Genomic DNA, 19328 nt, shown 5'->3' with positions numbered 1-19328 from the left:
AATAAGCGCCATACTTTACCATATCACTGACACAGGTGCACCAAGTCTTACTCTGTTTTTGATGCTTTGTTTTTCCTTTTCTATTATTTAGTTAAAAGGTGTTCCAAAACTACCTAATAAAGAAAGAGGATAGCGTTCACCTTGTTGATAACATAGCAGGCTTTCTCTTACTAATGGTGAGCGTAATTGCTGGCTATGAATAATTTCATCGGCGCTAACCCAGTGACAACAATCAATATCGCTATCTTGAGGCTGAGTTTCAAATTGCTCTTGTGCTTCAATAAGAAAAAGAAAACGTAGAAATGGTGTTTTATCTGGAGCAATCCATTGATGTAATTTAAGAAAATATTGAACGGGAAGTATTAATCCCGTTTCTTCCCATAATTCACGCTGAACAGCCTGAATTAGTGTTTCATTGGCTTCAAGGTGCCCAGCCGGCTGATTCCACGTCGCTTTTCCATTGACCGTTTCTTCAACGACGAGAAACTTATTTTTTGCATGAACGATACACGCGACAGTCACATTAGGTTTAAACAAAATCAATCTCCTTCCATTCACCGGGTAATAAATTATCCAATGTAATATTTCCCATACTAAAGCGGATCAAGCGCAATGTTGGATAACCGATATGAGCCGTCATTCGTCTCACTTGACGGTTTTTACCTTCAAATAACGTTATTTTCAACCAAGTTGTCGGGATAGTTTGACGTTCTCTAATTGGAGGATTTCTCGGCCATAGCCATTCGGGTTGTTCAACTATTTCGACTTGTGCAGGTAATGTTTTGCCATCTTTAAGCTCTAATCCATTGCTAAATTGTTGTAATGAGACAGCGCTTGGGATGCCTTCAACTTGAGCATAGTAGATTTTTCCCGTTTTTTTACTTGGTTGTGTTAATTTTGCTTGTAGCTTGCCATCATTTGTTAAGACTAAAAGTCCTTCACTGTCTCTATCTAAACGTCCAGCTGCATAAATATCACGAATAGGAATAAAGTCTTTTAGTGTTTTTCTGCCATTTTCATCCGTAAATTGCACAAGAACATCAAAGGGCTTATTGAAGATAACGACTTTTCGCTCACCTCTTGGGCGAGCTGATTTTCTTTGTGCTGATGGAGTGTGATGTTTTCTCGATTTAGCGCTATTTTTAAGTTGATTTGCCATAGTGAGTTTTTGTAAAAAATGGGAGATTGATTATACCTTAAAAGAGAAGCGATTGGCGTTAGCTGAATAATCAAGTAGTATTGACAGGTCTCTTACAAAAAATTAACAAAGCGTGCGCTTACATGAAAGGAGAGGTAAATGGAAAGCAAAGTAGTTGTTCCGGCTAATGGCGCTAAAATTACACTAGATGCTAAAGGTAAGCTTGTTGTTCCAAATAATCCGGTTATCCCTTATATCGAAGGGGACGGTATCGGTATTGATGTTACGCCAGCAATGTTAAAAGTTGTTGATGCAGCAGTTGAGAAAGCTTACGGCAAAGAACGTAAGATTGAGTGGATGGAAGTCTACACAGGCGAAAAATCAACGCAGGTTTATGGTAAAGATGTTTGGCTACCAGAAGAAACCTTAGATCTTATCCGTGAATACCGTGTTTCTATTAAAGGTCCTCTTACTACCCCAGTTGGCGGTGGTATCCGTTCATTAAACGTTGCATTACGTCAACAACTAGACCTCTATATTTGCCTACGTCCAGTACGTTATTATAAAGGTACTCCAAGCCCAGTAAAACAACCTGAACTAACTGATATGGTTATCTTCCGTGAAAACTCAGAAGATATCTATGCAGGTATTGAGTGGAAAGCGGGCTCAGCAGAAGCAGATAAAGTAATTAAGTTCTTACAAACTGAAATGGGTGTTACCAAAATCCGCTTCCCACAAGATTGTGGTATTGGAATCAAACCTTGTTCAGAAGAAGGAACTAAACGTTTAGTTCGCGCTGCAATTGAATACGCTATCGATAACGACCGTGATTCAGTTACATTGGTACACAAAGGTAATATTATGAAATTTACCGAAGGTGCCTTTAAAGACTGGGGTTATGAGTTAGCTCGTGAAGAGTTTGGTGGCGAATTATTAGATGGTGGTCCTTGGGTTAAAATCAAGAATCCTAAATCAGGTAAAGAGATCATCGTTAAAGACGTTATCGCCGATGCTTTCTTGCAACAAATCCTGTTACGCCCAGCAGAGTATGATGTAATCGCATGTATGAACCTCAATGGTGACTATATTTCTGATGCATTAGCAGCTCAAGTGGGGGGGATTGGTATCGCTCCTGGCGCAAATATTGGTGATGAGTGTGCTCTATTTGAAGCAACACACGGCACAGCACCAAAATATGCAGGCCAAGATAAAGTTAACCCTGGTTCTATTATTCTTTCTGCGGAGATGATGCTACGCCACATGGGTTGGACAGAAGCCGCTGACTTAATCATTAAAGGTATGGAAGGCGCGATTGCTGCTAAGACTGTCACTTATGATTTTGAACGTCAGTTAGAAGGCGCTAAACTGCTGAAATGTAGCGAGTTTGGTGACGCGATTATCAAACATATGTAATATAATTAGTGTTGTGAATTGATTACGGGAACTTAAGGGTTCCCGTTTTTGTTACAGGATTTTTTATGAGTGTGTGTAACGTGTTGATACGTATTTTTGTATTAAAAGTAGCCTAATGTAGCAAAACCAAACAAACAATGAATAAAACGTAAGTGTTAAAATCAACACGTTAAAAGAGGCGATAAGGTTTTGTTTACGGCGAAATGAAAAAGAAAGAAAATAATCTGCAAACTGCATGATAAACGTGGCGAAAATTATCATTTGCAGATTATCTGATGAATTAAAATAAGGTCAGAAATAAGATTAACACGCGATGGTTATCCATTCTTTTCCACGAACATCATTATAACGGTCTGTCTGTGCTCGAGTGGCATGTCCTAATAACGCTTGCGTATCGATACCCTGTTTTCGATATAAACGTTCTGATAATGAACGTTGCTCATGAAAGGAAGCTGGCATTCCTTCACCCCAATCAATATTGGTTTTATTTCTTGCTTTGGTGAAATTCGTTGTCATCGTATTTGCGGTGACAGGGCCTCCTCGTTGCCCTTGTGATGTAGTCCGAAAATAGTGAATTAAATAGTGGCTTACCACGCGATCACGACAGCGGTCAACGATTTCTTTAAGTGAAACATTGATGGCCTGATTGCGTAAAGAAAGGGGAATGGCCACTTTAGCCCCCGTTTTTCCTTGAACAACATGTAAATGGTCATCCCAAATATCTTGAAAACGCATTCGTGAGATATCGCTAATGCGCTGACCTGTTACGAGAGCAAGGAGCATCGCATTACCCATATAACGATGTTGCTTGTCCGCTAAATCATAAATCTGATGCCACTCATCTAAAGTCAATCTTTGACGTTTTATCCGAGTTTTTGGCCTTTTGGTTGCCAATGCGGGGTTATAACCTGGTGGAACTTCACCCGCATGTTGTGCTTCTTTAAAAATATCACTAAAAACGGATCTAACGACCTGTGCCATTCTGTGCTGACCATTAGATTTATATTCATCCAGAATTTCAGCAATATCTCTGGCATCAACAGCGGGTAATGGTTTCATGGATAAGGCTTGCCTCATTAAATCTACCGGCTTCCTTTTTTGTTTATATGTATTCGGTTTTATATCACCTTCCTTTAAACGCTCTTCTTGAATAATCCAGTATTTATCCAACCAAGGAGCTTCGCTTTTTGCGGGGTTTTATTTTTTAATATATATTTTTAATTATTAATTAAAAAATTTGTTGGAAGTTTTTTGTTTTCATTGATTGTTTGTTTATATTTAAGATGAAATTTATTGTTATCCTATAAGAATAAATCTGCAGTATTTAACTAATAATTAAAATAATAAACAGGTATTCTTATCTCTACTATACTCATAATATTCAATTTATAGAGCGAGTATATATAATGATTGATTTGTTTAAATTAACGAAAAAAAGTTCTAGGCATATTGGTATAGCAATATACGTTGGTATTATAGCAGGTATCTTTTCAGCTTTAGTAAAATCTGGTTTTGAAGACCTAATTCCACCGAGAACACTTGAAACGACACCACCTCCGGTCGTCTTATTAGAAAAGCTAGGATTAAATATAGATACTATGACGTATCATTGGATGGGGTATAGTATTAATTGGGGCGGTAATGGTGTTCATATATTATTCTCAATAGTTATCGCTGTGATATATTGTGTTATTGCTGAATACTTACCAAAGGTTAAATTATTACACGGTATTTGTTTTGGTATTGGTGTTTCTGTTTTTGCTCATGGTTTAGTTGTACCATTATTAGGGTTATCTAGCTGGCTTTGGACAGCAGGTTATCAAGCATTAGTTTCTGAGTTTGTCGGAACCGCTTTTTGGATCTGGTCAATTGAAGCGATTAGACAAAATTTGCGTTATTGTTTAACTAAAGAAAAAGATGCTGAATAGATAAGGAAGTTCAACCTTAATCTGTTATAAATTTCTTAAAGATCGCCTAGGCGGTCTTTTTTATTATCTGCAACCTGTAAAGATTGCTTACGGGGTCACATGCTTGGTTATTCCGAATAAATCACAATCAATGCTAGTAGTTTAATGTTCATTTGAATTACTTATGTACATGACACAAATATGATAAAGATATTTGTAAAAAACTGGTTGTATATCCAGATGTTAGATATATCTATGGAGTATGTATGAATAGCCGAGTATCACTATCGAAAAAAAATGCTAAGGCATATAGTCAATTAATTACCATGAGTAATAATATTGATGAGCAAGCAATATTGGCTGGACTAGAAGAAGGCTTTATTCATCTGTTAAAGTTAAGGCTTTCACAAATAAATGGTTGTGCTTTCTGTGTAAGGCTTCATACACAGGATGCACAAAAATGTGGTGTAAGTATTGATAAAATAGCATTGGTTGCTACATGGAAGGAAACTGAGTATTTTTCAGAAAAAGAGAAATCTGCTTTGTCTTTAGCCGAGTCTGTGAACCTTATTCATAACGAGTATGTGCCTGATGATATCTATCAAGAATCTGCTAAATATTGGGATGAGGCACAATTAGCTTCAATTGAATGGATTTCAATAATTATAGGTGCGTTTAATAGAGTGGCGATTACTAGTCGTTATAGCGTTAAACCATAATCAATAAAATTACTTTCTAGATCTAAAGGCCACTTCTGTGGTCTTTTCTGTATATGCCGACTAACAGAATTAATCACAACACCTGACTTTCACAAGATCTGTGAGTCGGTACCTTTTAATAGGGTTTTATTTTCGATAGTATACAAGTGGTTTCATCGTTAAAAAATAAAGTTTGCTATCTGCATTTTTCTATGGCTTAATAGCGTCACTGGTTTGGAAGTACAGACCTATTTATGTTAGTAAGTTTAAAGTTGTTCCCGTTTAGCGTTATCCTCGATACCTCTTCATTGTGAATTCCTTCTAATTAATACCCATAAGTAAAAATACAAAACAAACCGCATATGCCTTATGGCAAATTAAATAAATTAAAGGAAATTCTATGTCTAATACAATGACTGGCACAGTAAAATGGTTCGATGAAGGTAAAGGTTTTGGTTTTATTACTCCAGCTGATGGTAGCAAAGATGTCTTCGTACATTTCTCTGCAATCCAAAGTGATAGCTTCAAAACATTAGCGGAAGGCCAACAAGTTTCATTCACCATGGAAAATGGTATGAAAGGCCCAGCAGCAGGCAACGTGGTGGCTCTCTAAAGGCGCTATTACTATTCGCCTCTATTTTAAATGCCCTTGTTGTAGTGGTTCACAATATAGAACATCACAATTTGATGTCACAGTGAACAATCCACACGGCGCAAAATGTATCTTTTGCAAAAGTGTGATGACAGCTCAAATGAGTTAAGCATTAAATAGTTGAATATACAAAACCTCGCTTCGGCGGGGTTTTTTGCTATCTACAATCTCATATTGGCTAAAGATAAAAAATTTAGGTTTTAAGGCTTGAAAAATACTTGCTCGTTCATATTTATATTTTGGGTAAATAAGATACCACCCATAATTCACTAAATACTGAAGGAGGAGTTATATGCCTAACATTAAACCTTTTTCATTATTCCCAACATTATCTGACAACTTACTTTCAAATCGTTTTGATCAGATAGATCGCCTGTTTAGTCAGTTAACAGGCAGTAAGCCAATTGCATCACCTGTACAGACTTATAACCTGAAACAGATTGATGATAACCACTATGAACTGACAGTGAGTGTGCCTGGATATCAAGAAAATGACTTATCGGTTTCATTAAAAGGAAGTCGTTTATTGATTGAAGGGAAAAAAGAAGAAAAATCAGAAGAAGACAATGATAAATGGATCCACCGAGGCATATCTCAAGGACAATTTACGTTGCAATTTGACCTCGGTAAAAATGTTAAAATAGAAAAAGCTGATTTATCAAGTGGACTTCTGACTATTGCTATTGAATATGAATTACCTGAAGAAGAAAAACGGCAAACAATTGCGATAGAAAATAAAGATAAAAAATAATTGGGTTAGATAACGTGAATAAGATTAAGGCTACGCATAATGTGTAGCCTTAATTGTTTTTGTCGGGGAATAATTGTATTTGGCCAGACTTGATTTAATGGGGTTAGTAGGTAAAACACAATTAGTTTTGAGCGAAGGCGGACACGTCAAGTATTAATACGAGTAGTAATATTCTTCGACTCTTGTCATATCGCTTGTCATAATAGCTTCACGAAATCCAACAATTTAGGGTTCGAAATATTTCAATGTTATTAGATTTCATTATTTAAAGGACAAGTTATGCTAATCATTTTCAGTGGTTTGCCTGGAAGCGGGAAAAGTACTATCGCTCAGGCTTTGGCAAAGCGGTTAAACGCTTTTTACTTGCGAATCGACACGATTGAGCAAGCCATACGCAAAGCCGATGAAGATGATCGCGAAATGGGGCCTGCTGGTTATTTTGTCGCTTACTCACTCGCCAGAGAGAATCTGCAATTAGGGGCAACAGTAATTGCTGACTCAGTGAATCCATTGGCGTTAACCCGTGATGCCTATCGAGATATAGCTTTATTCGCAAAAACTGGTTTTTTAGAAATTGAGATTGTGTGTTCCGATATAATTGAGCATCGTAAACGAGTTGAAACCAGAGTATCTGAAGTTGAGGGATTAACCTTGCCTGACTGGAAAGATGTCACAAACTTGACTTATGAACCATGGAACAGAGAACACCTTATTTTAGACTCATACAGTTTATCCAGTGATGAATGTGTCTCGCGGATCATTGACGTTCTTTCCCAATATTCGACACTTGAAAAAACTTCAAATGGAGGAAGTTAGTAAAGTCCGCTTTTGGCACTGAGCGGAATATCTAAATTATAAGTATAAAAGAATTACTCAAAACAAAATAAAAAAATGCCGATACGCTAGGAGTCATATCGGCATATAAAATAAACGCAAGAAGCAATGTAAGTCATGTCGTACTAATTCGTATCAAACCTGTCAATTCGATACATATGTAATGATAATTATTCTCATTAATATATTCAACCCTAAATAAGGTTACTTTGTAACCTTTCCGTCTACGCCGACCACAGAATCAACACCCACTTATACCTTTCACACAAGAGCTGTGAGTCGGCACCTTATCAACTAAAATAAATCGGTAAATGTTATGTCAAAAGAGATAAGCGAATTACAGTTTAGTCTTCACTATGCATCAGAAACAGACAGTGAAAAGAATACCTCCGCCATTTTAACGGCGAATATCCATACGGCTGATGGTGAAACTCAACAACTCACACAATTAATTTGCACGACATCTCCCTCAGGTAAAAAGCAATATCGAATCGGTACACAAAAAATTAATGATGCAGGCGATCCATTGCTGGTGGCGATTGAATCCTATTGGCGCAAAAACACACAGGAGAGTTGTGTTTATTTGTCAGAGAAAACGAAGCAATTTATTCAAGGGTACTTATAACAAACGAATACATGGATATGTATGGTCTTGTAATTGTTTCTAATGCGTCACTTAAAGAGTAGTTGCTTGAAGGTTTATTGAAGACACTTAAAAGTATCAATACCTACCTAATTTTTATCGTTTCACTTTTCACTCGCTCTCACTAATCATCAACGGACACTCCTCTGGGAGACTATGCATATGGATAAATTAACCAATGTTAGAACGGTATCGTAATTTAGGCATTAAAGATGGTTAGGTTCCGAATAATATTGAAGAGGTTTGTAATAATACTCATACAGCGATGCTAGAAGATTATAATATCAACGAAGGGACACAGTCTTTATATACACCAGAGTCTATTGAAGCATATGATAAATCTCAGGAGATAAGATAATGATTGATGTTGAAAGTATTTATAAAAACGAAAGCGTAGAGGATGTGCTTCTATATTTTTCCTCAAAAACGACGTACCCAAGCATTACTTGATTTTATTCTGAAGGACAAAAAGATCTCGTAAGTTATTTATCTTGTTATCTGCTCTAGATTATTATCCGACTCAAATATACTGAATGTAATTATCATTGTTTTATTGCTCTTAGTTACATTCGTGATAGTTCATTGGTTCAGATAAATTCATTCCGCTATTAGCTTAACTGGGAGAGTATTGGGTTTTATTTAAATTAAAAATTGAGGTTCGATGCCTTGATTGCGACCTAATTAAATATAAAGTCTCCCATCTATTTTTTATTTTAATTTATAGAAAATTTGATATTAGGATTTATTATGTCAGGACTAAATTAAACAAAAGTAATTAGTCTAGTTTTACAATGAATTAGTAGTATTGGCCTGACATTGGTTGTAATTATTTTAATAATTTTTTTAGTTAAAGAAACTAATATTCTTACTAACTTGTTATTTAAAGTTAGTGAGCCACTTTAAGTTTATTTATTAATTGATGGTCTTGTAAATTACTTTTTTTATTTTGAATTTATTGCATTAATTATTAAATATTTTCAGTATAATTATCATTTTCCATTGTAATATTTTATTTACATCGCAATAACTGCGATAATTAGGTTAATTGTTGTTGAATATAAAAATACTCAGTTACTTATTGTTTACTCAGGAACGATACTGCTACTAGTTATTGAGTTATATATTTCTAGTGCTGAAAGATTGAAACCTAATTAAAATTATAAAAGTAGTAAAAAAAGCATAATCTTACTAATATGAATACAGTTATGATCTACTATAATCAGATTATATGAATGTTTCATATGAGGTAGTAAGAATGTTTAACTCTGTTACAGATATTCACAAAAATAATTTTGTTGGTAAAAAAATTTTTGTAGGGATTAGCACTTGTTTATTAGGGAATAATGTTAGGTTTGATGGTGGTCATAAGCGCTTTCTTCTTGCCGTAGATGAACTATCTGATTATTTTGAATATCAATCGGCTTGTCCTGAGATAGCTATTGGTTTACCTACACCAAGGCCCGCACTAAGATTAGTTAAATCAAATTCAGGAGAAATTGCATTAAAATTTAGTAACGGGAGTGAAGGTGATTTAACTGAAAAGATGAATCGGTATTCTGTTGAGTATTTAGAGAAATTTAATCAGTTTAGTGGGTATATTGTTTGTGCAAAATCACCAAGTTGTGGATTAGAGCGTGTTCGTGTATATGATCCTATTGGTAATGGTAATCGGAAAGCAGGGACGGGTATTTTTACAGAAAATCTGAAAAAAATGATGCCTTGGTTACCAATAGAGGAAGATGGGCGATTGAATGATCCTCATATAAGAGAAAATTTTGTTATACGTGTATTTGCACTGGATGAGTTGAATGAATTGAGAATGGACGCATTTACTCGTCAGTCTTTAATCGATTTTCATACAAGATATAAACTGCTCTTATTGGCTCATTCTCAACCTCTTTATAGAGAGTTAGGTCGCTTTGTTGCTAATAATAAAGAATGGCATTCATTGGAAGCTTTTTTTGATGAATATCGAAATAGATTTATGACATTATTACAGCACCAAGCAACACGACGTAATCATACCAATGTTCTTATGCATATACAGGGGTATTTTAAGCGCTATTTAACACCAAATCAGCGACAAGCATTAAGTCAATTGATTTTAGAATATCATCAAGGAATACAGCCTTTATTAGCACCTTTAACATTAATTAATCATTATCTATCAGAGTATCCTGATAATTATTTGAGTAAACAGAGATATTTTCATCCTTATCCTCAATCCTTAAGATTACGTTATGGATTATAATAAACTTATTGATAGGAGGAAAATATGATACGTTCTTTTGTCACTTTTTTAAGTTCATTTATTCTTACTGGATGCAATGTTATTCCTCCGAGTGATATTGAGCCTATTAATAATTTTGAACTCTCACGTTATCTTGGGCAGTGGTATGAGGTCGCTAGAATAGATAATCGTTTTGAAAAAGGCTTAACGAAAGTTACCGCAAATTATTCATTACGAGATGATGGTGGTGTTAAGGTTATTAATCGAGGTTGGAGTCAAAATAAACATCGCTGGAAAGAAAGTATCGGTAAGGCTTATTTTGTTGGTTCATCTAATAAAGGTGCATTAAAAGTATCATTTTTTGGTCCGTTCTATGGTGGATATAATATCATCAAATTGGATAAAAATTATCAATATTCTTTGGTTGTAGGGCCAGATAAAGATTATTTATGGATATTATCACGTACACCGACCATGCCATCAAATTTGTTGAATGAATATATTAATTTTGCAACATCATATGGATTTGATAGTAACAGGATCATAGTATTTTAATAAAAAAGTATATAGCTGAATTTAAATACTATCTAATTTAATGGCATCTAATTTAGTTATTATTTGAAGATGCTCATTCATATTATCCACTGCAATAACACTGGAAATGGTTATTTATACCTAAGAGCATGGGGATTTATGAATTAGTGTTATCCAGACCAGTCATTTTGTTCTTATATGAGTAAATATGGTGCATTATTTTTTAATCAGGGTATTACCGAAGAATTAACACCTTATGAATCAGCCGTATTTTTAAAAAAGATAAAAACTAAGCCAGGCATAATTAAAGTTATCGAAGGTAATAATAACGCAGTACCACTTATTTTTATTCGAGTTCTTAATGCCTCTAATCCATCATTAAGTGGATTATCCGAAGTGATTTATGAGAATAATGCGTGGTGTGTGAATTTAATCGATACTATTCAAGGTAATTCAGCAGAATATGAGCTTTATGTATTTGTGAAGTATTCTTATCATATTTTACTTCATCCTCAAAAATGGGGAATTCAAATTTATCATAAAGGTGTTATTACACACGCTTCAAGTCAAAGACCGCTTAATTTATTAGAGGAAAATAACTTTGTATTCACAGGAAATAATTGGAATGGTGTGGATGTCGGATTCCCTTGTGCGGTATTAATCACAACAATTGGGCATATTGGGATGATGGATTCTATGGGAGGAAAAACGATTAGAGTAACTCTTTGTGGACGAGGCAATCGTATTATTCCACATTCCATGATAGTCTCCGGACAGATGTCAACAACCTCACTAGGAAAGCAGTATTTTTATATTGATGTGAGGAAGTATGGTGGGTGATAGGAAGAGTTTAGATGGTTAGTTTAGTTATTGAGTACGAGAGATCGCTAAAAAGGATATATTCGTTGGTGGTCGGCTTTGTGCCAATAGCAGACACTCTACTAACTCCGCTTTCGATCCAAAGCTGCGGCTTGCTAACAACACAATTCGGCAAGATGTAGTAATTCAATCTATTATTGCTAGTTAGTGGCTCGGCAGTGAACTCTCGGAGCTTACGCTTATGGGTGAACTGAGCTGGCTGCGACTAAATATGTTACAGCTTGATTCAAGCATTCTTAATTTGATATTGTTTTCATATTCTCGGATAGCCTGTAGACCAGTTGGCTGCTGCTTATATCAGGGATTTACAATAGAAACATCAAGGAAATGGTTATGGTAGACGATCAGAAGCCACAAAATCAGCATTATGTACCTCAATATTATTTTCGCTTTTTTTCCGCCGATGAAAACAGCATATGTATGCTGCTCAGAAAGAACGGCAAGGTAATCTATCCTGCGGCTATCGATACTCAATCTTCAAAAAATAATTTTTATGGGAGCATTGAAACAGAAGCTAATATTACTGACTTTGATACCAAGTACGCTAAGAACCATTACTCTATTCTTGAAGTCCTTAGAACCGAATCCGTCGATAAGTTATCAAGAGAGCACATCAACACGCTCATTGAAAATATTCTTTTTCAGCGAGAGCGCACGCTGACGTACAGAAGCAACGAAATGCCTGTGCGGGATTTTTATAAAAATTTTCTCCAGCCCCAGATTGATGACTTGGTAAACTATGACTCTGGGCACTCACAAGAAGCTACCGACGCTGTAAGGCAAGCAATGAAACAAGTGTTGTCCTCCTTTAGTGATCCTAAAATAACGCAGTATGTAAATCTTATGTGTGTGCCAGACAAGGTAGATGAAGTCAGTGATTTAAAATTAATCATTCTGAAAAACACTACAAGTCGCCCATTCATTTTTAGCGACTCTCCGGTATCGTTTACCAACATCGCCCTGAGTGACTATAAGTGCAGCAAGCTGGGCAATATTAACTTGGGATTGATGGTATTTTTTCCGCTAAGCCCATCACTGCTAGCATTCCTGTACGATACCGAGGCGTATGAAATTACTGGAGGCTCAGCAAGCATTGTCATTGATATCCACAACGAAGAAGACGTACATCAAATCAACAAGCTGCAAATCCACGAGTCTTATAACTCAGTATATTTCGGCAGTCACATACATGAAAATTATTTGACTTCACTGTGGCAGGAAGAGACAAACAGGCTGAGCCGAGAGATGAAATCAGTCACGCCAGCACCTGAAATTACTTTAAATGGGATGCATACCGGTCGAATTGTCCACGGGATTTCCCACCCTGAGCCAAACTTCTATCCAGATCTAAGCTTCATCACATTAAAAGACCTTTCGAACTCCTACATTCCCTATCGCTCTTCTTTTATCCAATCACAGCTGCCTCCTGGAATAGAGGTGCCGAATCTCAACCACTTGATAGATCGATTTTCTGATCAGGATGATCCTGTTGAATAAATCTATTGCGATGCTAATTTTGTAGGGATTGTAAGTATCCCATATAATCGTTCCATATACTTCTAGAGGCTTTCCTGCATACAGAGCAGGTACCTTTTCAACTCTTCGCTCCTTTCGGGATAACAATCATAATTAAATCTCTACATCATAGGAGATTTAATTATGTCTAAGTCACCGTGGAATAAAAATCGTATCATTGGGCAAAAACGACCGCTTAAAATATCTCATATCTGGGGGTTCCGTATTAGACTAGAGTTAGAAGGGAAAATTCGCGACTTAGCTTTGTTTAATTTAACCTTGGATAGCAAGCTTCGGGACTGTGATCTCGTTAAGTTGAGAGTGTCAGATGTTGCATATGGCAGTTCAGTCTCCAGCAGAGCAACAGTGTTACAACAAAAGACGGGTAGTCCTGTCCAATTTGAACTGACTAAAGGAACTAGAGATTCAGTTGCTGCATGGATAAGAATGGCTCAGTTGCGTAGTGCGGACTATATTTTCCAATCCCGAGTAGGTTCTGCTCATCATATCTCTACCAGACAATACAACCGTATTTTTCATGGTTGGATTGAAAAGCTAGGCCTTGATAATTCGTTGTACAGCTCGCATTCTATGCGCAGAACTAAGCCATACCTGATCTACCAGAAAACAAAGAATCTTCGTGTAATTCAGTTATTATTAGGACATAAAAAACTGGAAAGCACGGTCCGTTACCTCGGTATTGAAGTCGATGATGCATTGGAAATTTCTGAGTCAATTGAAGTATAAATCTATCAGGGCTGTTTATCAGCCCTGTGCCAGAAGTGGACGCTTGAATCTTGATATGATTTCGAAGTTATTTGTCACTTTTAACAGAAACAAATGGTATTTTATAAAAATCATTGTTTGAAGGAGTTTAGTTGATGGCAGAATTAGTTCACTTTGAGTATGCACCACCAAGGTCATGGGAACAGTTTGAGGAACTCTGTGCCGACCTTTTCGAGATCATGTGGAGTGATCCTAATCTTGTTAGGCATGGACGAGCGGGACAGGTACAAGATGGAGTAGATATTATTGCTGCAAGAGGGGAAGATTATCCAGTTGGTCTACAATGTAAAAAAAAATCTAAGTGGCCCGAGAAAGAAATAAAATTATCCGAAATAACATCTGAAATTGAAAAAGCTGAAAAATTTATTCCTCCGCTAAAAGAGTTCTACATTCTTACCACAGCTTCAGCTGATGCTAAATTACAAAAAGACATCAGGAAATTAAATGTGTCGCGCAAACAAAATGGTAACTTTCTGGTGCAAGTTTTGTTTTGGGGAGATATTGTAAGAAAAATTGCACTCTATCCTATGGTAGCCAAAAAACATTTCTCAGTAGGTGCTAATTCAAATGAATTCTCACCTTTGCTTAGCACATGGTATACAAGCGATGGCAAAGTTGAGTTAGCCGATGAGGAATGGTCAATAGCTGTAAGAGAATTATATGAGGATTATCATGATTGGCCAACAGGGCATGTTATTGTAAGACAACGTGAAACTGATGAATTGATTAAAAAAATCAATGAAATGGCAGTTGAGCCTATACAGAAGGATATTCGAATAAAAAGACTTAAACTCCGAAAAAAACTTCGTCGAATGAAAGAACGTGAACGTTATTTGCAAGAAGTTCTTCATAATGTTTGCACAAATGGAAAACTTAATTTCTATATCTTTGACTTAAACGAAGATGAAGACGATGCACCTGTAATTTTAAGAACAATAATTGAGAATAGGTTTTCTTTAGCAGATATATCCTCTAGGCCAAATAAAATTAAAATATTTCCACCCACTACAGAACTGCTTATAGGGCGATGTTCACAGTTTAGTATGGCTTTAAGCTATCTCCCTGTTAATATATCTGATAGTGAATATATGGATATATTGAAAACTGAATCAAGTTTCTCTCAGCAATATTATGGGAATGAAATATGTCAGGTAGTGTCTGAGTTGCCTTCTTTTATCAGACGAAAGTATGTTATTCCTAGCTTAATAAGTTGGCTACACCGAATTATACATGAGGAAAAAATAACTCTAAAGGAATTAGAAACTGCTGGATACCTAGATATCGACTCGTGGAAATATCAATATTAGTATATCTACTCCATTAGTCGGCTCTTCGCTCAAAGCTGATAATCAAGTTCTAACGGTTGAATAATAAATTGTTATTTTTTATTTTCAGTTTAAATAAGATATTCTAATTTATTACTAGCTTTAATTATTATAACTAAATCTATTATTTAATATAAATAATAGATTTGAGTGTTTGGCGGCAAGTTTAATAAGCTCTCAATCATTTAAAATATCTTCCCCAAAACCACTCCAACCCAAACTAAAAATCAACCAGTTACATACAAACCAAGATCACATAAAAAAAGATTATCACCCCTAATAATTATAATTTATTTAATAAGTTACTTAATTATTATGGGTATAATGCTACGCTATATGGATTGGACAGAAGCTGCTGATTTAATCATTAAAGGTATGGAAGGCGCAATTATCAAATATAGGTAATTGTTAATTTGATAAATAGTTAACGGGAGCTTATTAGTTTCCGGTTTTTATTGTGGGCATTAAAGCACAAATCTCAGCACATACAAAGTGGCTGTGTAAATACCATATCGTCTTTTCGCCGAAATATAGACGGAAAGTAATTTTTAATAAAATTCGTTCAAGTATAGGTGAGATCCTTCGAGACCTTTGTAAGTATAAAGGTGTGGAAATAATCGAAGGGCATCTTATGCCAAATAATGTTCATATGTTAGTGAGTATTCCATCGAAGATATGCGTATCAAGTTTCATGGGATATTTGAAAGGTAAAAGTTCGTTGATGATCTTTGATAGACATGCCAATCTCAAATATAAATTTGGCAACAGAAAGTTTTGGGCGGAAAGGTTCTATGACACAACAGTTGGACTCAATGAAGCCTCTATTCAAAAGTATATCAGAGAGCAAGAAAAGTCGGATTTAATCTTGGATAAATTGAGTAGTAAGAATATGAAAACCTCTTCAAGGGGTAAGTCAAAGTAGCAAAGACACTTAGCTTGAACGAAGAGAAAGCAGCGTCATTTAGGCGCAGTCGATAACAAACCCTTATAGGGCGAGAGCAAACCACCCGTTTTACGGGTGGTTATGATTACCTAAAAATATCATCGTTGATTAACTTTATGTAAAATAATTATTATATATCTTAAAGTGAAAAAGCTTTTCACTCCATATATCAAGTGTTTCTCGTTTGAGGGGGAGTCAATAAGTTTATCCACTCTGTTTTTAGAAAATAGTTTACATAAGTTAAATGAGGTTTAATAAGGTGGTAAGTAATATTATTAGCTTTAATCATAATTCATTTTACCTGTCCAATAACTTACTTTACCTTTGCATTCTTTGTCGCTTCCCCAGCCATCATTTACAAAGCTATTTGTTGTTAAATCAAAGATATTTATTATTCCTAAATTGTCGTCATATAAATCATAGTCATGACCTTCTTTAGGTATAAATCTATGTCGGTATGTTGTAATTGTTTGTGTGTATTGAGAACGGAATGTTACTGCTTTATATTCTAATTCAATCCGCTGATTAGCTTTTATTTTATATTCTAGAGCATCTAATCCTTGCATTTCTTTTGATGCGGGTAACATTCCAGGTATTTTTTTGTTATATGTTGATTTTATACCAAAAATATTAAATCCAGGCCCCAAACTTTTTGTATCAGTGTGTTTATAGCAGTCCCCGTCTTTCTCATAAATATTCATCGTAAGTGGGTATGCGTAATTTTTAGCCCTAATTCTTGAAAAATCAGATCCTTGGTAATCTTCTGGTGAGGATGCTAATCTAACTGCACAGCCAGAAAGTAAACATATTGATGTTGCTATAGTAATGATTAATTTCTTAGACATAAAAACTTTTCCTTTTTAAATATCTTAGAGAAAATAGCAATGGTGAGTTGTATATATAAATATGGAACTCTATGTATGTAACTTTGTGTTAGCATTTATTTAATCTTTTAAAAAAGATCAAAATATTCATATCGGTTTTTAATAAAAAAACCCCAAGTGAGTTGGGGGAAGTGAGTTATATAATGACATAGGAAAAAATATTGTAGGTATCATTTATAATAAAATAATTGTTAATTGCAATGCTTTTTTGGGGGATTTATTATTTTGAGATAAAAAAATACTAATTTAGTATCAGTTTTAATAGTAAGGTTTTTCTTCTTTTTGAAAGGAAGGTAAAAAAAATCCATCTTTTTAGATGGATTAAAGAAATGTATATATCAATCGTATAATGAAAATGACGAAATTTATCGAATAAAGCAAATTTAAATAAACGGATAATGTCTAATAACGATGCTATTATTAATTAACATAATATAAAATAGCAATGATTATTTTTCATAAATGCATTTTTATTATATAAAAATATCAAAAAAATATATTTTTCATGGTGAGAGTTGTTGTTAATTATTTGATGGTTAATATTTTTCTAAAAAATATTAAAATGAAACATTTAATATCGAATACTATATTTATATTATGAAAGAAATTGCAATTAGTACATCTGCTAGATCATATCGAGCAACAGAAGACCTTGTTTAAATGCCCTTGTTATCGCGGTTCACAATATAGAACATCACAATTCGATGTCTCAGTGAACAACCCGGGCGGCGCAAAATGTATCTTTTGCAAAAATGTGATGACAGCTCAAATGTGTTAAGCATTAAATAGTTGAATATACAAAACCTCGCTTCGGCGGGGGGTTTTTTGTTATCTACAATCTCATATTGGCTACAGATAAAAAAATTTAGATTTTAGGGCTTGAAAAACTCTCGTTCGTTCATATTTATATTTAGGGTCAATAAGATACCGCCCATAATTTACTAAATACTGAAGGAGGAATTATGCCTAACATTAAACCTTTTTCATTATTCCCAACATTATCTGACAACTTAGTTTCAAATCGTTTTGATCAGATAGATCGCCTGTTTAGTCAGTTAACAGGCAGTAAGCCAATAGCATCACCTGTACAGACTTATAACCTGAAACAGATTGATGATAACCATTATGAACTGACAGTGAGTGTGCCTGGATATCAAGAAAATGACCTATCGGTTTCATTAAAAGGAAGTCGTTTATTGATTGAAGGGAAAAAAGAAGAAAAATCAGAAGAAGACAATGATAAATGGATCCACCGAGGTATATCTCAAGGACAATTTACATTGCAGTTTGACCTCGGTAAAAATGTTAAAATAGAAAAAGCCGATTTATCAAGTGGGCTTCTGACTATTGCTATTGAATATGAGTTGCCGGAAGAAGAAAAACGGCAAACAATAGCGATAGAAAACAAAGATAAAAGCTAATTGAGTTAGGTAACGTGAATAAGATTAAGGCTACGCATTATGTGTAGCCTTAATTGTTTTTGTCAGGGTTTTAAATTGGATTAATTTAAAACCGAGTTGATTGGTTTTATCGGTAGAAAACAGTTATTTTTTATTTTACTGTCCAAGCCTCTGAGAAATGGCGCTTTGAAAATAATTCAGCTAATCCACAGATTTGTTTTAAGCGTAATACTTCATCTTGTGACATACCTAGTTCATCACCAATTCGTTTATCGCTCCATCCTAATCGAGATAGATCTCTAACTATATCTGACATCGCTGCGACTTGATGTTGTCCTCTTGCTCGATTATGCCGAATAGTAGTTGCTATTTGATCTGACATTGTGTTGTTTTTAATATCAAGGATGGTGACGGGCAAATAATTATTAATCCGTTTTTTTAAGGCATTTTCTTTGCTTAATAAATAACGATGATAGCCATCAATGATTTGCCATTGCAATTGTTTAGTTTTATTTTGTTGTGCAGACAATACTACAACGGGTTGAGTATAACCGTCTTTTATTAATGAGGTTTTGAGTAATCTCTTTTCTGTAGGAGACATAACATTAGGATTGTAGTCATTTGCTACGACTTGATTTTGCTTTACCCAAAGAACACAATCTATAGGTTCATTTTTGAACGGGCTAATTTGATGAAGAAATAATTTAATTTTGTTTATCGCTTCGATTTTTTGTTCATCATTTAGTTTTAGCAAATAATCTTTTAGTGAAGAAAACACTGTTTCAATAGTCATATT

At 34.9% G+C, this 19328-nt stretch carries 20 protein-coding genes and 3 pseudogenes; 18 read left to right on the top strand and 5 right to left on the bottom strand.

Annotated features, from left to right (window positions below):
• Positions 1-87 precede the first annotated feature (87 nt).
• Both QSH13_RS01555 and rluE read right to left on the bottom strand, forming a co-directional pair.
• Positions 88-537 (bottom strand): NUDIX hydrolase, encoded by a 450-nt coding sequence (locus QSH13_RS01555; protein WP_109396116.1) that lies wholly within the window; start codon positions 535-537, stop codon positions 88-90.
• Complete coding sequence (gene rluE, locus QSH13_RS01550; RefSeq protein ID WP_109396115.1) at positions 530-1159, bottom strand: 23S rRNA pseudouridine(2457) synthase RluE; 630 nt, start codon at positions 1157-1159, stop codon at positions 530-532. The genes QSH13_RS01555 and rluE overlap by 8 nt, the downstream gene beginning before the upstream one ends.
• Positions 1160-1297: 138 nt before the next feature.
• On the opposite strand from rluE, the gene icd reads away from it, so the two are divergent.
• Positions 1298-2551 carry an NADP-dependent isocitrate dehydrogenase gene (gene icd, locus QSH13_RS01545; RefSeq protein WP_023582546.1) on the top strand — a complete coding sequence of 418 codons (1254 nt, stop codon included), beginning with the start codon at positions 1298-1300 and terminating at the stop codon, positions 2549-2551.
• Positions 2552-2854: 303 nt separating this feature from the next.
• Here icd and QSH13_RS01540 read toward each other — a convergent pair.
• Positions 2855-3724, bottom strand: a pseudogene (locus QSH13_RS01540) (tyrosine-type recombinase/integrase); the annotation flags it as partial.
• Between the two features lie 233 nt (positions 3725-3957).
• On the opposite strand from QSH13_RS01540, the gene QSH13_RS01535 reads away from it, so the two are divergent.
• The 15 genes and pseudogenes from QSH13_RS01535 (at position 3958) to tnpA (ending at position 16227) form a co-directional block, all read left to right on the top strand.
• Entirely contained in the window at positions 3958-4479 is a 522-nt protein-coding gene (locus QSH13_RS01535) for a YagU family protein (RefSeq protein WP_072062621.1), read from the top strand.
• Between the two features lie 245 nt (positions 4480-4724).
• Positions 4725-5177, top strand: a complete 453-nt coding sequence (locus QSH13_RS01530) for a carboxymuconolactone decarboxylase family protein (RefSeq protein WP_109397209.1) — start codon at positions 4725-4727, stop codon at positions 5175-5177.
• Positions 5178-5556: 379 nt separating this feature from the next.
• Positions 5557-5769 (top strand): transcription antiterminator/RNA stability regulator CspE, encoded by a 213-nt coding sequence (gene cspE / locus QSH13_RS01525; RefSeq protein WP_004244726.1) that lies wholly within the window; start codon positions 5557-5559, stop codon positions 5767-5769.
• Between the two features lie 7 nt (positions 5770-5776).
• Complete coding sequence (gene ymcF, locus QSH13_RS01520; RefSeq protein WP_418312483.1) at positions 5777-5917, top strand: cold shock small protein YmcF; 141 nt, start codon at positions 5777-5779, stop codon at positions 5915-5917.
• A 183-nt stretch (positions 5918-6100) separates the two neighbouring features.
• Positions 6101-6559 carry an Hsp20 family protein gene (locus QSH13_RS01515; protein WP_023582443.1) on the top strand — a complete coding sequence of 153 codons (459 nt, stop codon included), beginning with the start codon at positions 6101-6103 and terminating at the stop codon, positions 6557-6559.
• 279 nt (positions 6560-6838) lie between these two features.
• A complete protein-coding gene (locus QSH13_RS01510; RefSeq protein WP_109397210.1) occupies positions 6839-7375 on the top strand; it encodes a P-loop nucleotide/nucleoside kinase family protein in 537 nt (178 codons plus the stop codon).
• Positions 7376-7709: 334 nt separating this feature from the next.
• Positions 7710-8018 carry a hypothetical protein gene (locus QSH13_RS01505; RefSeq protein WP_286038714.1) on the top strand — a complete coding sequence of 103 codons (309 nt, stop codon included), beginning with the start codon at positions 7710-7712 and terminating at the stop codon, positions 8016-8018.
• A gap of 813 nt (positions 8019-8831) precedes the next feature.
• Positions 8832-9191: pseudogene (locus QSH13_RS01500) on the top strand (phosphate-starvation-inducible PsiE family protein).
• Between the two features lie 100 nt (positions 9192-9291).
• Complete coding sequence (locus QSH13_RS01495; protein ID WP_286038713.1) at positions 9292-10287, top strand: YbgA family protein; 996 nt, start codon at positions 9292-9294, stop codon at positions 10285-10287.
• A 24-nt stretch (positions 10288-10311) separates the two neighbouring features.
• Positions 10312-10821 (top strand): lipocalin family protein, encoded by a 510-nt coding sequence (locus QSH13_RS01490; protein ID WP_286038712.1) that lies wholly within the window; start codon positions 10312-10314, stop codon positions 10819-10821.
• A gap of 177 nt (positions 10822-10998) precedes the next feature.
• The gene (locus QSH13_RS01485) at positions 10999-11640 is read left to right on the top strand and encodes a hypothetical protein (protein WP_286038711.1); all 642 of its coding nucleotides are present in this window, start codon (positions 10999-11001) and stop codon (positions 11638-11640) included.
• A 372-nt stretch (positions 11641-12012) separates the two neighbouring features.
• Complete coding sequence (locus QSH13_RS01480) at positions 12013-13176, top strand: DUF4238 domain-containing protein (RefSeq protein WP_286038709.1); 1164 nt, start codon at positions 12013-12015, stop codon at positions 13174-13176.
• A gap of 162 nt (positions 13177-13338) precedes the next feature.
• On the top strand, positions 13339-13941 hold the full coding sequence (locus QSH13_RS01475) for a tyrosine-type recombinase/integrase (protein WP_286038708.1): 603 nt from the start codon (positions 13339-13341) through the stop codon (positions 13939-13941).
• Between the two features lie 134 nt (positions 13942-14075).
• Positions 14076-15287, top strand: coding sequence for a PDDEXK family nuclease (locus tag QSH13_RS01470; RefSeq protein WP_286038707.1), 1212 nt, complete (start codon positions 14076-14078; stop codon positions 15285-15287).
• Between the two features lie 475 nt (positions 15288-15762).
• Positions 15763-16227, top strand: coding sequence for an IS200/IS605 family transposase (tnpA, locus tag QSH13_RS01465; protein WP_109397216.1), 465 nt, complete (start codon positions 15763-15765; stop codon positions 16225-16227).
• A gap of 302 nt (positions 16228-16529) precedes the next feature.
• Here tnpA and QSH13_RS01460 read toward each other — a convergent pair whose 3' ends face one another.
• Positions 16530-17093 carry a hypothetical protein gene (locus tag QSH13_RS01460; protein ID WP_109397217.1) on the bottom strand — a complete coding sequence of 188 codons (564 nt, stop codon included), beginning with the start codon at positions 17091-17093 and terminating at the stop codon, positions 16530-16532.
• Between the two features lie 661 nt (positions 17094-17754).
• Between QSH13_RS01460 and ymcF (QSH13_RS01455) the strand changes: the two are divergent.
• Both ymcF (QSH13_RS01455) and QSH13_RS01450 read left to right on the top strand, forming a co-directional pair.
• A pseudogene (ymcF, locus tag QSH13_RS01455) lies at positions 17755-17892 on the top strand (cold shock small protein YmcF); the annotation flags it as partial.
• Between the two features lie 202 nt (positions 17893-18094).
• Complete coding sequence (locus tag QSH13_RS01450) at positions 18095-18553, top strand: Hsp20 family protein (RefSeq protein WP_109397218.1); 459 nt, start codon at positions 18095-18097, stop codon at positions 18551-18553.
• A 130-nt stretch (positions 18554-18683) separates the two neighbouring features.
• On the opposite strand, the gene QSH13_RS01445 is transcribed toward QSH13_RS01450, so the two are convergent.
• Positions 18684-19325 carry an IbrB-like domain-containing protein gene (locus tag QSH13_RS01445; protein WP_109397219.1) on the bottom strand — a complete coding sequence of 214 codons (642 nt, stop codon included), beginning with the start codon at positions 19323-19325 and terminating at the stop codon, positions 18684-18686.
• Positions 19326-19328 lie beyond the last annotated feature (3 nt).

It is taken from the genome of Proteus faecis (genome assembly GCF_030286765.1).
Lineage (GTDB): Bacteria > Pseudomonadota > Gammaproteobacteria > Enterobacterales > Enterobacteriaceae > Proteus > Proteus faecis.
This window is presented reverse-complemented; position numbering and strand designations above follow the sequence as displayed.